Origin of the sequence: Pseudomonas sp. MIACH, from assembly GCF_001269925.1 — a bacterium.
Classification (GTDB): Bacteria; Pseudomonadota; Gammaproteobacteria; order Pseudomonadales; family Pseudomonadaceae; genus Aquipseudomonas.
The window spans coordinates 1-15,816 of the sequence record NZ_LHVO01000016.1; the positions used below are offsets into that span (position 1 = coordinate 1).

14 protein-coding genes are annotated in these 15,816 nt (G+C 61.2%); 12 read left to right on the top strand and 2 right to left on the bottom strand.

The window, feature by feature from the left end:
* The first annotated feature begins 9 nt into the window (after positions 1-9).
* The 3 genes from AD670_RS05815 to AD670_RS05825 are packed head-to-tail and all read left to right on the top strand — an operon-like array spanning position 10 to position 3,038.
* A complete protein-coding gene (locus AD670_RS05815; RefSeq protein WP_053129148.1) occupies positions 10-567 on the top strand; it encodes a helix-turn-helix domain-containing protein in 558 nt (185 codons plus the stop codon).
* A gap of 11 nt (positions 568-578) precedes the next feature.
* On the top strand, positions 579-1,925 hold the full coding sequence (locus AD670_RS05820) for a glutamine synthetase family protein (protein ID WP_053129151.1): 1,347 nt from the start codon (positions 579-581) through the stop codon (positions 1,923-1,925).
* A gap of 15 nt (positions 1,926-1,940) precedes the next feature.
* Positions 1,941-3,038 (top strand): DNA alkylation repair protein, encoded by a 1,098-nt coding sequence (locus AD670_RS05825; protein ID WP_053129154.1) that lies wholly within the window; start codon positions 1,941-1,943, stop codon positions 3,036-3,038.
* 42 nt (positions 3,039-3,080) lie between these two features.
* On the opposite strand, the gene AD670_RS05830 is transcribed toward AD670_RS05825, so the two are convergent.
* Positions 3,081-3,974 carry a LysR family transcriptional regulator gene (locus AD670_RS05830; RefSeq protein ID WP_053129156.1) on the bottom strand — a complete coding sequence of 298 codons (894 nt, stop codon included), beginning with the start codon at positions 3,972-3,974 and terminating at the stop codon, positions 3,081-3,083.
* A gap of 130 nt (positions 3,975-4,104) precedes the next feature.
* On the opposite strand from AD670_RS05830, the gene AD670_RS05835 reads away from it, so the two are divergent.
* The 6 genes from AD670_RS05835 to AD670_RS05860 all read left to right on the top strand — a co-directional run bounded on the left by AD670_RS05835 (position 4,105) and on the right by AD670_RS05860 (position 11,902).
* Positions 4,105-5,772 carry a GMC family oxidoreductase gene (locus AD670_RS05835; RefSeq protein ID WP_053129158.1) on the top strand — a complete coding sequence of 556 codons (1,668 nt, stop codon included), beginning with the start codon at positions 4,105-4,107 and terminating at the stop codon, positions 5,770-5,772.
* A gap of 113 nt (positions 5,773-5,885) precedes the next feature.
* Entirely contained in the window at positions 5,886-7,508 is a 1,623-nt protein-coding gene (locus tag AD670_RS05840) for an MFS transporter (protein WP_053129160.1), read from the top strand.
* A gap of 167 nt (positions 7,509-7,675) precedes the next feature.
* Positions 7,676-9,625, top strand: coding sequence for a DNA topoisomerase III (locus tag AD670_RS05845; protein WP_053129162.1), 1,950 nt, complete (start codon positions 7,676-7,678; stop codon positions 9,623-9,625).
* 132 nt (positions 9,626-9,757) lie between these two features.
* On the top strand, positions 9,758-10,198 hold the full coding sequence (locus AD670_RS05850; protein WP_053129164.1) for a CBS domain-containing protein: 441 nt from the start codon (positions 9,758-9,760) through the stop codon (positions 10,196-10,198).
* Positions 10,199-10,206: 8 nt separating this feature from the next.
* A complete protein-coding gene (locus AD670_RS05855; RefSeq protein ID WP_053129167.1) occupies positions 10,207-11,055 on the top strand; it encodes an NAD-dependent protein deacetylase in 849 nt (282 codons plus the stop codon).
* 517 nt (positions 11,056-11,572) lie between these two features.
* Positions 11,573-11,902: a hypothetical protein gene (locus tag AD670_RS05860; protein ID WP_053129170.1), complete on the top strand. Its 330-nt coding sequence runs from the start codon at positions 11,573-11,575 to the stop codon at positions 11,900-11,902.
* 62 nt (positions 11,903-11,964) lie between these two features.
* On the opposite strand, the gene AD670_RS05865 is transcribed toward AD670_RS05860, so the two are convergent.
* Positions 11,965-12,870, bottom strand: a complete 906-nt coding sequence (locus AD670_RS05865) for a LysR family transcriptional regulator (protein WP_053129173.1) — start codon at positions 12,868-12,870, stop codon at positions 11,965-11,967.
* 133 nt (positions 12,871-13,003) lie between these two features.
* On the opposite strand from AD670_RS05865, the gene AD670_RS05870 reads away from it, so the two are divergent.
* The 3 genes from AD670_RS05870 to AD670_RS05880 are packed head-to-tail and all read left to right on the top strand — an operon-like array spanning position 13,004 to position 15,589.
* On the top strand, positions 13,004-13,702 hold the full coding sequence (locus tag AD670_RS05870; RefSeq protein ID WP_032886653.1) for a CoA transferase subunit A: 699 nt from the start codon (positions 13,004-13,006) through the stop codon (positions 13,700-13,702).
* A 34-nt stretch (positions 13,703-13,736) separates the two neighbouring features.
* Positions 13,737-14,396: a CoA transferase subunit B gene (locus tag AD670_RS05875; protein ID WP_032886654.1), complete on the top strand. Its 660-nt coding sequence runs from the start codon at positions 13,737-13,739 to the stop codon at positions 14,394-14,396.
* An 11-nt stretch (positions 14,397-14,407) separates the two neighbouring features.
* The gene (locus AD670_RS05880; RefSeq protein ID WP_053129175.1) at positions 14,408-15,589 is read left to right on the top strand and encodes an acetyl-CoA C-acetyltransferase; all 1,182 of its coding nucleotides are present in this window, start codon (positions 14,408-14,410) and stop codon (positions 15,587-15,589) included.
* Positions 15,590-15,816 lie beyond the last annotated feature (227 nt).

Here is a 15,816-nt window from a genome sequence, read left to right on the forward strand (position 1 = left end):
ATAAATTTCATGAATCAGCAAGAAGAACTCGACGCCCTGGCGATCCTGATCCACGACCTGCGCAAGCACAAGAAGCTCACCCTCGCCCAACTCGCACAGAAGATCGAACGTTCGGTAGGCTTCCTGTCCCAGGTCGAACGGGGCTTGTCGCGTCCGACCGTGGCGGATCTCACCGCCATCAGCCATGCCCTCGATGTGCCCACCACCTATTTCTACAGCCTGTCCAAACCCAAGGCCGTGAGTTGGGTCACCCGCCCCAACGAACGCCGCACCGTGTATTACGCCAACGGCATCACCGACATCCTGGTCTCCCCCAGCATGAGCGGTGCCTTCTCGATGCTCGACAGCCTGCTGGCCCCCGGTGCCAACAGCGGTGAACAGACCATGAGCGACCGCGCCGAACAGGCCGGTTTTGTGCTGGAAGGCGAATTGACGCTGTGGGTGGAGGGCGAGGCCGATTCGGTCACCCTCGGCCCCGGTGACAGCTTCCACCTGGCCAGTTTCGCCCACTGCCGCTACGCCAACCTGACCGACCTGCCCGCCCGCGTGCTGTGGGTTTACAACTAGGAGCAACACCCGTGAAAAGCCAAGCCTCTAAGTTACTGGCCGAAGTACGGACCTTTCGCCAGAACCATCCCGACGTGCGTTATGTCGACCTGATCGCCCTGGACATCCCCGGGCATTTCTACGGTAAGCGCTACCCCATCGAGATGCTGGAAAAGGTCGCCGCCGGCAGCCCGTTGAAGCTGCCGCAAAACGCCGTGCTGCTCGGGGCTCAGGGTGGGTTGTTCAAGATCGGCGACTACTGCTTCCACGACGGCGACCCGGATGCCAACCGCCGCCTGGTGCCCGGCACGCTCAAGCCGGTGAGCTGGGAGTCGCAGCCGTTGGGGCAGATGTTGATCACCTCGGACGGCACCGAAGCGCCGATCGAATTCGAACCTCGCGAAGTCCTGGCCAAGGTGCTGGAGCGCCTGCATCACAAAGGCATTCACCCGGTGGTGGCCTTCGAACTGGAGTTCTACCTGTTCGACAAAAAACTCGACAACGGCCTGCCGCAATTCGCCCGCGACCCACTGAGCGGTGACGCCGACGACCAGCCCAACCTTCATATAGAACGGCTGTCGCGCTTCAGCGAGGTGCTGGACGATATGGCGCAGACCGCCAAGGACCAGGGCATCGACATCACGGTGATCACCGCCGAACTCGGCCCTGGCCAGTTCGAGATCAACTTCGGCCACCTCGACGACGGCCTGCGTGCCGCCGACTGGGCGGCCCTGTTCTGCCGCAGCACCCGTGGCGTGGCCCTGAAACACGGCTACCGCGCCAGCTTCATGGCCAAGCCTTACCTGCAATTCCCCGGCAGCGGCATGCATGTGCATGTCAGCCTGTATGACGGCGCCGGCAACAATGTGCTCGCGGCGCACCAGCAGCAACCGCTGCGCCACGCCGTGGCCGGTTGCCTGGAATTGCTGCCCCACTGCATGCCGATCTTCTCGCCCAACCACAACGCCTTCCGCCGCCTGGGCGGTACGGTCAACGCCGCGACCCGCGCCAGTTGGGGCTTCGAAGACCGCGACGCGTGCGTGCGCATCCCCGACTCCGACCCGCGCAACCTGCGCATCGAACATCGCCTGGCCAGTGCCGACGCCAACCCGTATCTGGTGCTGGCGGCAATCCTGGTCGGCCTGGAGCATGGCCTTGAAACCAAGCGCGAACCCATCGCGCCACTGAACGAGGACCGCAGCAGCGGCACCGACTTCCCCGTGGAAATGCTCGACGCCGTGCGCACCATGCAGCATCAGCCGGTATTGCGCGATAAGCTCGGTGCTGAATTTATCGACGTGTACTGCGAGAACAAACGCCAGGATCACCTGGCCTTTCAACAAGAAATCCATGCGCGGGAATACCGCTGGTTTCTCTAACGGATGGAACAACCGATGACTGACCAAAGTGCCCCGGCCCTCAAGGAAATCTTCAACGTCGAACGCCTGCAGCACATCGCCAGCGAAATGACGGCGGTGTACCCCGCGTTCGACGCCAAGGGTTTCCTCAAGCATGCCAAGGCCGGGCTGGCCGAGTTGTCGGTGATGCAGCGTATGGCGCGGGTCAGCGAAAGCCTGCACGCGGTGATCCCGCTGGACTATGCCCAGAGCCTCAAACTGCTTTACGCCCTGGCACCGCGCCTGAATAGCGGGTTTGTCAGCCTATTCCTGCCGCACTACGTGGCGAGCTACGGACTGGATGACTTCAAGCGCTCCATGGCCGCGCTCAAATACTTCACCACGTTTGGCTCGGCTGAATTCGCGATAAGACACTTCTTGCTCCACGACTTCCAACGCACCCTGGCGGTCATGCAAACGTGGTCGCGGGATGACAACGAACACGTGCGCCGCCTCGCCAGCGAAGGCTCGCGCCCGCGCCTGCCCTGGTCATTTCGCCTGGCCGAAGTGCAGGCCAACCCCGAGTTATGCGCGTCGATCCTCGACAACCTCAAGGCCGACAACAGCCTCTACGTCCGCAAATCCGTGGCCAACCACCTCAACGACATCACCAAGGACCACCCGGATTGGGTGCTCAGCCTGGTCGAAGGCTGGAACCTGGATAACCCGCACACTGCCTGGATCGCCCGCCATGCGCTGCGCAGCCTGATCAAACAGGGCAACACCCGCGCGCTGACGATCATGGGCGCAGGCACCAAGGCCGAGGTGAAGCTCCATCACCTGAGCGTGACGCCGGCGGTGATCAAGCTGGGTGAGCGGATCACCCTGTCGTTCAGCCTGGAATCCACCGCCGCCACTGCGCAGAAACTGGTGGTGGACTACGCCATCGACTACGTCAAAAGCGCGGGGCACAGCGCGGCCAAGGTATTCAAGCTCAAAGCGTTTACGCTGGGCGCGGGTGAACGGCAGAACATCAGCCGCGAGCAGCATATTCGCGCGTTGACCACGCGCAAGCACTATCCCGGCAGGCATGCGGTGCATGTGTTGGTGAATGGGGAGCGATTGGGCAGTGCTGAATTCGAATTGCGCGATTAATCCGATTCAGCCAACACCACCGATCATTGTGGGAGGGTTTCTTCAGTTGGATTCGCCGAGCAACAGTGGCTGCTCCCGCGCGCACAACTCCACCACATAGTCCCACAACACCCGCAGCCGCACCGACTTGTGCAGTTCCCGCCGCGAGCTGATCCAGTAGCTGCGCTGGATCCCCTCCCCCGGCAGCAACGGCACCAGTTCCGGGTCGCCCGACGCCATGAAGCACGGCAGCACCGCAATCCCCAAACCGGAGCGTGCGGCCTGGTGTTGGGCGATGACGCTGGTGCTGTGGAACACCACCTTGGGGTTGCGGCAGAAGCTGCTGAGGAACTTCAATTCCTGGCTGAACAGCAGGTCGTCGACGTAATCGATCCATGAATGGGCAGCGAGGTCTTCGCGCTTTTCAATCGGTGGGGTGCGCGCCAGGTAGGCGCGGCTGGCATAGAGCGCCAGGCGGTAATCGGTGAGTTTGCGCGTGACCAATTGATCGACGCTGGGGCGCTCGAGGTGGATGCTGATTTCCGCCTCGCGGTTGAGGATGCTGACGAAGCGCGGCACGGCGAGCAGTTCCACTTCCAGGCCGGGATAACGCTCGAACAGTCCGCCCATGCGGCCGGCGAGGAACATCACCCCCAACCCTTCGGCCACTCCGAGGCGGATCTTGCCCAGAGGCGCAGCGGAGTGGGTCAGTTCGTCCTCGGCCAGCAGCGCGACGTTTTCCATGGCTTCGGCGTGTTTGAGCAGGGCTTCGCCGGCAGGGGTGAGTTCGTAACCCTGGGCGTGCTGCACGAACAGCGCGGTGCCGAGGCTCTTCTCGATGGCTTCGATATGCCGGGCCACGGTGGCATGCGTGGTTTTCAGGCGCTGCGCGGCGGTGAGCAGGCGGCCGCTGCGCTGCAATTCAAGAAAATACCGCAGGTCGTTCCAGTCGAACATGTCGCCTCCATTGCATGTGCCCCGGGCAGCGCTGTTTAAAAACGCACAGCAGCTGGGTAAAAACTAACATTTTTAAGACGAAAACTAACAACTAGGATGGAGCCAATAAGAAAAACAAGCGAGGCCTCAGATGCCCATTGCAGCTGCTGAATACGATTACGTGGTAGTAGGCGCCGGCCCCGCAGGCTGCCTGCTCGCCAATCGACTGTCCGCCAACCCCGCCCACCGTGTGCTGCTGCTTGAAGCCGGTGGCCGCGACAACTATCCCTGGATCCATATCCCCGTCGGCTACCTGTTCTGTATCGGTAACCCACGCACCGACTGGTGCTTCAAGACCGAAGCCCAGGAAGGCCTGCAAGGCCGTGCGTTGAGTTACCCACGGGGCAAGGTGCTCGGCGGCTGTTCCTCCATCAACGGCATGATCTACATGCGTGGCCAGGCCCAGGACTACGATGGCTGGGCGGCGGCAGGCAACGACGGCTGGGCCTGGAAAGACGTGCTGCCGCTGTTCAAGCAAAGCGAAAACCACTTTGCCGGCGGCTCGGAATTCCACAGCGACGGCGGCGAATGGCGGGTTGAGCAGCAGCGGCTGTCATGGCCGATCCTTGATGCGTTTCGTGAGGCAGCGGCGCAAAGCGGCATCGCCAGTATCAGCGACTTCAACCAGGGCGATAACGAGGGGTGCGGCTACTTCCAGGTCAACCAGAAGGCCGGGGTGCGCTGGAATGCGGCCAAGGCGTTTCTCAAGCCGATCCGCCAGCGGCCCAATCTCACGGTGCTGACCGAAGTCGAAGTGGACCGCGTGGTACTGGAAAACGGCCGCGCCTCGGCGGTGGTCGGGCGTCAAAACGGCCAGCCAGTGCGCTGGAAAGCCCGCAAGGAAATCGTGCTGTGCGCCGGCTCCGTGGGCTCGCCGGGGATCCTGCAACGCTCCGGGATCGGCCCGTCCAGCGTGCTCAAGCCGTTGGGCATCGATGTGCTGCATGAACTGCCGGGCGTCGGCGGCAACTTGCAGGATCATCTGCAATTGCGGCTGATCTACAAGCTGGAAAACGCCCGTACCCTGAACCAGATCGCAGGCACCGTATGGGGCAAGATGGGCATGGGCCTGCGCTACCTGTATGACCGCAGCGGCCCGCTGTCGATGGCGCCCAGCCAGCTCGGCGCGTTTGCCCGCTCGGGCCCGGAACAGACCTCGGCCAACCTTGAATACCACGTGCAGCCGCTGTCCCTGGAACGCTTTGGCGAACCGCTGCACGGGTTCCCGGCGTTTACCGCCTCGGTCTGCGACCTGCGCCCGCAAAGCCGTGGCCGCATCGATATCCGCTCGGCCAACCCGGCGGATGCGCCGCTGATCCGGCCCAATTACCTCAGCCATCCTGAAGACCTGCGGGTGGCCGCCGACGCCATTCGCCTGACCCGACGCATCGTCGCCGCACCGGCCCTGAGCCAGTTCAAACCGGTGGAATACCTGCCCGGCGACGCACTGCAAACCGAAGAGCAACTGCATGAAGCCGCCGCGCGCATCGGCACGACGATCTTCCATCCGGTCGGCACCTGCCGCATGGGCAGCGACAAAGACGCGGTGGTCGACGCGCAGTTGCGCGTGCATGGCGTGCCCGGCCTGCGCATCGCCGATGCCTCGGTCATGCCGCGCATTACGTCCGGCAATACCTGTTCACCCACGCTGATGATCGCGGAAAAGGCCGCGCAGCTGATCCTTTCGCCGAACACTGTAGGAGCGAGCTTGCTCGCGAAAAACGCAAAAGCGCCGCTGCCATCCGGGTTTCCTGCGTAATCGTTGACAACTTTCGTGAGCAAGCTCGCTCCTGCAAGGAACTGAGAAATAGCGGCGCTGAGGTTGGCGCCGACAGTGGAACAACAATAAATAATCACTGTGAGGGCTTCCCGATGTCAGAACATGCTCAACCCCTGGGCTCGGCGACCAACGCGAGCACCGGTAGCGAATCAAGAAAAGTCATCTTCGCCTCGTCCCTGGGAACGGTGTTCGAGTGGTATGACTTTTTCCTCTACGGCGCCCTGGCGGCGGTGATCAGCAAACAGTTCTTTGCCGGGGTCAACGACACCACGGCGTTTATCTTTGCCTTGATGGCCTTTGCCGCCGGCTTTGTGGTGCGGCCGTTCGGTGCGCTGGTGTTCGGCCGGTTGGGCGACATGATCGGGCGCAAGTACACGTTTCTGGTGACCATCATCCTGATGGGCGTGGCGACCTTCTGCGTCGGCCTGTTGCCAACCTACGCCAGCATCGGCATTGCGGCGCCGGTCATCCTGATCGTGCTGCGCATGCTGCAAGGCCTGGCGTTGGGCGGTGAGTACGGCGGTGCGGCCACCTATGTGGCCGAGCACGCGCCGGCCGGCAAACGCGGCTTGCACACCAGCTGGATCCAGTCCACCGCGACCCTGGGCTTGTTGCTGTCGCTGCTGGTGGTGCTGGCCTGCCGTTACTTTACCGGCGACCAGTTCGAAGTGTGGGGCTGGCGTATCCCGTTCCTGTTCTCCATCGTGCTGCTGGGCATCTCGACCTGGATCCGCATGAGCCTGCATGAATCGCCGGCGTTCCTGAAAATGAAAGAGGAAGGCAAGGCGAGCAAATCACCGATCCGCGAATCCTTCGGCAAGTGGGAAAACCTCAAGGTGGTGCTGATCGCGCTGTTCAGCATCAACGGCGGCCAAGCGGTGACCTTCTACGCCGCGCAGTTCTATGTGCTGTTCTTCCTTACACAGTTCCTGCGGATGGACCCGGCCCTGGCCAATATGCTGCTGATTATCAGCGTGGTGATTGGCGCGCCGTTCTTTATCCTGTTCGGCTGGCTGTCGGACAAGGTCGGCCGCAAGCCGGTGTTGATGCTCGGTTTGCTGCTGGCCACCGCGCTGTACTTCCCGATCTTCAAAGGCCTGGCGCACTACACCAACCCTGCGATGGACCAAGCCAGCCGCCAGGCACCGATCACCGTGCTGGCCGACCCGGCCACCTGTACCTTCCAGTTCGATCCGGTAGGCAAGGCGAAATTTGACAGCCCGTGCGACAAGGTCAAGACCTTCCTGGTCAAGCAAGGCCTGCCCTACAGCAGCGCCGCCGCCCCGGCCGGTAGCCCGGTGCAGGTGAGCGTGGGTGATGTGCGCATCGACGGCTTCGACGAGGCAGCGCTGCGCGGTGCAGTGACCCTGGCCGGCTACCCGACTTCGGCGGATGTGGCCCAGGTCAACAAGGTCATGGTGGTGGTGCTGATCGTGGTGCTGATCCTGATCGCCGCCATGTGCTATGGCCCGCTGGCAGCGCTGATGGTGGAGCTGTTTCCAACGCGTATCCGCTACACCTCGATGTCGCTGCCCTACCACATCGGTAACGGCTGGTTTGGCGGGTTCCTGCCGACCGTGTCGTTTGCGCTGGTGGTGTACACCGGCGACATCTTCTATGGCTTGTGGTACCCGGTGGTGGTGACGGGGGTGAGCCTGGTCGTGGGGATGTTCTGCCTCAAGGAAACACGGCATGTGGATCTCGATAACAACTAAACAGATCTCCTGAACACAGGAGATCCCTTGTGGGAGGGGTTTACACCCCTCCCACTTTTTTCCAGTGCTCACACACATTGCTGTATATCCATACAGATAATGGTTGATCAATTCCCTTCTTATGCCCATCCTGCTCTCCATTCAACTGTGTAACGAATGGGCTGACCATGCGGCTGTACCTCTGTGAAAAACCCTCCCAGGCCAAGGATATTGCGGCCGTGCTCGGCGCCAGTCGGCGCGGCGACGGTTGCTGGTTGGGCAATGGGGTCACCGTCACCTGGTGCATCGGCCACCTGCTGGAAACCGCGCCGCCCGACGCCTACGACGCCAAATACAAACGCTGGGTACTGGCCGACCTGCCGATCGTCCCGGAAAAATGGAAGATGTTGGTCAAGCCCAAGACCGCAAGCCAGTTCAAGGCCGTCAAGCGCCTGCTGGGGGAAGCCCAGGAACTGGTGATCGCCACCGACGCCGACCGTGAAGGCGAGATGATCGCCCGCGAACTGGTCGAGCATTGCCGCTATCGCGGGCCGATCCAGCGGTTATGGCTGTCGGCACTGGACGATGCCTCCATCCGCAAGGCCCTGGCGGCGCTCAAGCCAGGCGCCGAGACATTCAGCCTGTACCACTCGGCCCTGGGCCGCTCCCGCGCCGACTGGCTGATCGGCATGAACATGAGTCGCCTGTTTACCTTGCTGGGGCGTCAGTCCGGCTATCAGGGCGTGCTGCCGGTGGGCCGGGTGCAAACACCCACCTTGCGCCTGGTGGTCGACCGCGACCGCAGCATCGCCGACTTTGTGCCGGTGGCGTACTGGGCCATCGATGTGGACCTGCGTCACGACCGCATGACCTTCACCGCCCAATGGCGTGCCGCCGAGGATGCCTGTGACGACCAAGGCCGCTGCCTTAATCCGCAATTGGCCCGGGACGCTGCCGACGCCATGATCAACGCCGCCAGCGCACGGCTGATCAAGCTGCGCACCGAACGCATGCGCGAGGTGGCACCGCTGCCCTTCGACCTCGGCACCTTGCAGGAAATCTGCTCGAAGAAGCTCGGCCTCGGTGCCCAGGAAACCCTGGATATCGCCCAGTCCCTCTACGAAACCCACAAGGTCATCACCTACCCCCGCAGTGACTGTGGCTACTTACCGTTGAGCCAGCACAGTGAGGCGCCGAAGATCCTCGCCGCATTGGGCCGTGCGGATTCGGCAGTCAATGAGTTGATGCCCCATATCGATCCCCAGCGCCGCTCACGGGCCTGGAACGATGCCAAGGTCAGCGCGCACCACGGCATCATTCCTACCGGCGCCGGCAAGGACGTAGGCCAACTCACCGGCAAGCACCGCGCGGTCTACACCTTGATTCGCGCGCGCTACCTGGCGCAGTTCCTGCCCAACCATGAATACGATCGTACCCAGGCGGATTTCGACTGCGCGGGCCAGGCGTTGCGCGCGGTGGGCAAAGTGGTAATCGAGCCGGGCTGGAAACGTGCCTTGCCCGAAGCCCTGGCACCAGCAAAGGGGCGCGAAGCACCGGCACCGCAGGCCTTGCCGACACTGGTGCAAGGCCAGGATTACGCGGTGGCCAAGGTCAACCTCAAGGACCTGTGGACCCAACCTCCCAAGCCCTTTACCGAAGGTGACCTGATCAAGGCGATGAAAAACGTCGCCAAGCTGGTGGAAGACCCGCTGCTCAAGCAAAAACTCAAGGACACCACCGGCATCGGCACCGAAGCCACTCGCGCGGGGATTATCCAGGGGTTGCTGGACCGTGGTTACCTGGTGAAGAACGGCAAGGCACTGTCAGCAACACCGGCAGCGTTCAGCCTGATCGACGCGGTACCCCGGGCGATTGCCGACCCCGGCACCACTGCGATCTGGGAGCAGGCGCTGGACATGGTGCAAAGTGGCGAGATGAGCCTGGAGGAATTCGTCGCCAAGCAGGCAGCGTGGATGAGCAAACAAGTGGCGCGTTGCAACGGCATGCGCATGACCATCACCGGGCCGGCCAGCCCGGCGGGCCGAGGTGCTGCACCGTGGAAGAAAAAACGCAAGGCCGCCCCCCGCAAGGCAGCCGGCACAACCAAACGCGCCAAAAAGCCGGCGAATGCAGGATAAAAAGTGAAAAAACTCCGCGAATGACGTTTTTCGACGGGTTTAACGCCGCTTTGGTCCTTGCAGCGCCGTAGCCCGTCTAGGATTCTGTAGGGGACTTGCTGACTTCCTAACAACAACACCGGAGTGGCCGCCATGAAGACCGTTGCACAATTGCTCAAAGCCAAGGACCAGAAAAACCAGGACGTCCACACCATCCAATGGGACCACACTGTGTTTGAAGCGCTGGTCCGGATGTCGGAGAAAAACGTCGGGGCCTTGCCGGTGGTCAAGGAAGGCGCAGTCGTGGGGATCATCAGCGAACGCGATTACGCACGCAAAATCATGCTCAAGGGCCTGTCGTCGGTCACCACAAAGGTCCACGAGGTGATGAGTTCCCCTGTTATCACCGTCGATACCCATAAAAGTGTCGAAGCGTGCATGAACATCATGACCGACAGCCACCTGCGCCACCTGCCCGTGGTCGAAGACGGCAAACTGCTGGGTCTGCTGTCCATCGGCGACCTGGTCAAGGAAGCCATTGCCGAACAGGCTGACCTGATCAAGCAGTTGGAGCAGTACATCCGCGGCGAATAGGAGCGCCCATGCTCGACACGCTGGAACATCAGCAGGACCACCTCGACACCCTGCACCGGGCCATGGCCGAAAGGCGTTTCCTGGTGCTGACCGGTGCCGGTATCAGCACGTCCTCGGGGATCCCCGACTACCGCGACAGCGAAGGCGTACGCCGGGGCAAGGCGCCAATGATGTACCAGGAATTCCTCGCCACCGCGCAAGCGCGACGCCGCTACTGGGCACGGGCGATGCTGGGCTGGCCGAGGGTACGTATCGCGCAGCCGAACAACGCTCACCGGGCACTGGCGAGCTTGCAACAACGCCAGTGCATCACCGGCCTGATCACGCAAAACGTCGACACCTTGCATGACCAGGCTGGCAGCCATGACGTGATCGAACTGCACGGCAGCCTGCACCGGGTGCTGTGCCTGGATTGCCACCTGCACAGCACGCGCGATGTGATCCAGCGGCAGATGGAAATCGACAACCCGTACCTGGCGCAGGTCCATGCGGTACAGGCCCCCGATGGCGACACCTTGCTCGATCCCACGTTTGAAGAGCACTTCCAGGTTCCCCGTTGCCCCCATTGCCTGGGTGAGCGACTGAAACCGGACGTGGTGTTTTTTGGCGAGAACGTCGCGCCAGCGACGGCTGCCAAGGCAATGGCCGCGGTAGAGCATGCCGAAGGGCTGCTGGTGGTGGGCTCGTCGCTGATGGCTTACTCCGCATTTCGCCTGTGCAAAGCCATGGTCGAAAAGGGAAAGCCGGTGATCGCCATCAACTTGGGCAAGACCCGAGGGGATGAGCTGTTGCAGGTGAAGATCGAAGCTTCCTGTGAGCAGTTGCTGCCTTTGCTGGCTGAGCGGCTGGGAGCATAAAAACACCACAGATCAATGTGGGAGGCTCAGCGCCGAGTTGGCCACTGGCGCCTGCGACTAACCCGCACAAAAAATGACGACCAAGTCACCTTCTCCCGCATCCCCCCGTCGCCACGACGATTTATGTAGTGACAAAAAATAATCACTACATAATCGTTGACGTAACCTTTTTGTCCTTGCATGATCTAGACGTCTCCCGGATCGGGAGTGTTGGTAACACGCGTTTTGAACAAGCTCGTCTGACCGCCGAGCTGTTTTTTCCGGATGTGCACTGCCCACAAGGCAGATTGATGAAGCTGACCGACCCGAAAGGATCGGTACAAGGCGCTCAAATGCGACTTGTCTTCGTTATGAAACCATTGCGTAGCAGTTCATCAGCAAGACTACATGCATCAGGTTCAAGACCCTGCCCGTATTCGGCAGACAGTCACTGACGCCCGGTTTTCCAAGCCGGAGACAACTAAGCAGTTTTAACGGAATCAACTGATAGATCGCCAACTGGTCAAGGGGCTTACACATGAATCTGAACAACCAACCAACTATCGATGAATTGGCTGAGATGTTCGCAGCGCAGAAAGACACTCTCGACGACCATATCCTGTGGATTGGCAAATCGGGCGAAGTGCAAATTGACTGCCTGGCGCCCCACACTGAAGAAGCCGAGTTCGACCGTAATAACCGTGAACTGGCGGCGCGCCTGAAGATGTACCGCCGTGGCCAGGGTTATGTCGGCAAGAAAGCTGCGGCCGATCGCAACTTTATCGAGCAAGTGTTCCATACACTTAATAGCGAATGGCAGAACCTCAAAGGCCAATCGCAAGTTAAAGTGATTGATAGATACTGCTGATAACAGTGCACCTTTAAATTTAAGCCCGCTCGTTGATTCGAGCGGGCTTTTTAATACCTGCTTTATAACAACGCCGGGAACCTGCCCTTCCCCGCCTCATCGCGAAAAATATCAAACAACACCTGCGCCGCCGCCGACAGTTCATGCCCTGGCTTGGTCAACACACCAATCGGCCGCTCAATCACCGGATCGGTCAAGGTGATGCAATGCGCGCCCGCCTCCTGCATCTGCTGCGCACACAAGGCCGGTACGGCACTGACGCCCAGGCCGCTGGCGACCATCTTGCCCACGGTTGCCAATTGATGGCTTTCCAACGCCACCGGCAACTTCATCTTCAAGGCCCCCAGATGCTCTTCCAGCATCACCCTCACCGTGGAAGGCCGCTGCAGCGTAATGAACGGCTGTTCCAGCAAGGTTTTCCAGTCAATTTCAGTGCATTTCGCCAGCGGTGAGTCACCCGGGACGACCGCAATAAAGCGATCCAGGTACAACGGAGTAAACGCCAGCGACGCCGCTTCGGACGGCTCAAACGCCACCCCCAATTCCACATGGCGATCGCGAACCATCTCCAGCACCTGCTCATTGATCAAGTCATGCACCGTCACGTTCACCTGCGGGTAACGCGCGCGGAATATCTTCAGGATCGGCGGCAGCAGGTTGCCGGCAAACGACGGCATCGCCGCCACGGTGACCCGCCCACGCTGCAAGGTGAAGAGCTGACGCAGTTCATCTTCGGCATTGTCCCAATCGGCCATCAGCCGCCGGGCCAGGGGCAATAAGGACTCGCCTTCGGGGGTCAACGCGACGTTGCGTGTATTACGGCTGAACAAGCGTCCGCCCAACCCTTCTTCCAGCCCCTTGATGGTCAGGCTCAGGGCCGACTGAGACAGGTGCAACCGCTCGCAGGCGGCGGCAAAACTCAGGGTCTGGGCCACGGCGAGAAAGGCACGCATCTGTTTAACTGTCATAAGGCTGCTCCGGAAGACGGATGAACTATGCTGTTTTCTAAATCAATCAACCTTAAAAAACAACTTAACAAATCAATCCGTCGGCGCAACACTCGATTCATTGGCTGGCCCACAAACAATAAAAGAGGTGCATATGGCAGGTTTCGATAAACGCGTGGCGTCCTACGAGGAAGCACTGGCAGGCCTGGAAGACGGCATGACCGTGCTCTCCGGTGGTTTTGGCCTGTGCGGCATTCCGGAAAACCTCATCAATGAGATCAAGCGCAAAGGCACCCGTGATCTCACCGTGGTCTCCAACAACTGCGGCGTCGATGGTTTTGGCCTAGGCGTGCTGCTGGAAGAAAAGCAGATCAGCAAGGTGATCGCGTCCTACGTCGGTGAAAACGCCCTGTTCGAGAAACAATTGCTCAGCGGCGAAATCGAAGTGGTCCTCACCCCCCAAGGCACCCTCGCGGAAAAAATGCGCGCAGGCGGCGCCGGTATCCCCGCCTTCTTCACCGCCACCGGCGTCGGTACTCCGGTCGCCGAAGGCAAGGAAACCCGCGAATTCAACGGTCGCCCGTACCTGATGGAAGAATCCATCACCGGCGATTTCGCCATCGTCAAAGGCTGGAAAGCCGACCACTTCGGCAACGTCATCTATCGCCACACCGCCCAGAACTTCAACCCGCTGGCCGCTACCGCCGGCAAGATCACCGTGGTCGAAGTCGAGGAAATCGTCGAACCGGGCGAGCTGGACCCGGCGCAGATCCACACCCCTGGCATCTACGTCGACCGGATCATCTGCGGCACGTTCGAGAAGCGCATCGAACAGCGCACCGTGCGCAAATAATCCGCCCCCAGCCCGAACAATAAGGACTCATACAATGGCTCTTACCCGCGAACAAATGGCTCAACGCGTCGCCCGCGAAATGCAGGACGGTTTCTACGTCAACCTGGGCATCGGCATTCCGACCCTGGTGGCCAACTACATCCCCGAAGGCATGGAAGTGATGCTGCAGTCGGAAAACGGCCTGCTGGGCATGGGCCCGTTTCCTACCGAAGAAACCATCGATGCCGACATGATCAACGCCGGCAAACAGACCGTGACGGCGCGCATCGGCGCCTCGATCTTCTCCTCCGCCGAATCCTTCGCGATGATTCGCGGCGGCCACGTCGACCTCACCGTACTCGGCGCATTTGAAGTAGACGTACACGGCAACATCGCCTCGTGGATGATCCCCGGCAAGCTGGTAAAAGGCATGGGCGGCGCCATGGACCTGGTGGCCGGTGCGGAAAACATCATCGTGATCATGACCCACGCCTCCAAGGACGGTGAGTCCAAGTTGCTCAGCCAATGCAGCCTGCCGCTGACCGGTGCCAACTGCATCAAACGTGTACTGACGGACCTGGCGTACCTGGAAATAGAAAATGGCGCTTTTGTCCTCAAGGAACGCGCACCTGGCGTCAGCGTTGAAGAGATTGTGAGCAAGACCGCCGGTAAACTGATCGTCCCGGACCACGTTCCAGAAATGCACTTCCAGTGAGGACAGATTCCATGCAAGACGTCGTGATTGTTGCTGCCACCCGCACCGCCGTGGGCAGCTTTCAAGGTTCGCTGGCGAGCATTCCGGCACCGGAGCTGGGCGCCGCCGTGATCCGTCGCCTGCTGGAGCAAACCGGTCTGGACCCGGCCGAAGTGGATGAAGTCATCCTCGGCCAGGTACTCACCGCGGGTTCCGGCCAGAACCCTGCGCGCCAGGCCTCGATCCTCGCCGGCCTGCCCCACGCCGTGCCGAGCCTGACCCTGAACAAGGTCTGCGGCTCAGGCCTGAAAGCCCTGCACCTGGGCGCCCAGGCCATCCGTTGCGGTGACGCCGAGGTCATCATCGCCGGCGGCATGGAGAACATGAGCCTGGCACCGTACGTACTGCCTGCCGCGCGTACGGGTTTGCGCATGGGCCACGCCAAGATGATCGACAGCATGATCACCGACGGCCTCTGGGATGCGTTCAACGACTACCATATGGGCATCACCGCCGAGAACCTCGTGGACAAATACGGCATCAGCCGTGAAGCCCAGGATGCTTTCGCCGCCGCGTCCCAGCAAAAAGCCACCGCCGCCATCGAGGCCGGGCGTTTTGTCGATGAGATCACGCCGATCCTGATTCCCCAGCGCAAGGGCGACCCGATTGCCTTCGCCGTGGATGAGCAGCCTCGCGCAGGTACCACCGCCGAGTCCCTGGCCAAGCTCAAGCCGGCGTTCAAGAAAGACGGCAGCGTCACCGCCGGCAACGCCTCCAGCCTGAATGACGGCGCCGCTGCGGTGCTGCTGATGAGTGCCGACAAGGCCAAGGCCCTCGGCTTGCCGGTCCTGGCGCGTATCGCCAGCTACGCCAATGCCGGCGTTGACCCGGCGATCATGGGCATCGGCCCGGTCTCGGCTACCCGTCGCTGCCTGGACAAAGCCGGTTGGAGCCTGGGCGACCTGGACCTGATCGAAGCCAACGAAGCCTTTGCCGCGCAATCCCTGGCGGTAGGTAAAGAGCTGGAGTGGGATGCGGACAAGGTCAACGTCAACGGCGGCGCCATCGCTATCGGCCACCCGATCGGCGCGTCAGGCTGCCGTGTGCTGGTCACCCTGCTGCACGAAATGATCAAGCGCGATGCCAAGAAAGGCCTGGCGACCCTGTGCATCGGTGGCGGCCAAGGCGTAGCCCTGGCCCTCGAACGCCACTGATAAAAGAGCAACACGGAAAAGGCCCGGCTCCACGAAAAGCCAGGCCTTTTCTTTATGCGGTTTCCCTGAAGAAACACAGTCCAAATGTGCGAGCGGGCTTGCCCCCGGCAGACAGGGCTGTTGTGGCGAGCGGGCTTGCCCCGCGTTGGGCTGCGAAGCAGCCCCAAAACCAGCCTCTACAGAGTGTCTGATACACCGCGTTCTTCTTTACTGGGGCTGCTTCGCAG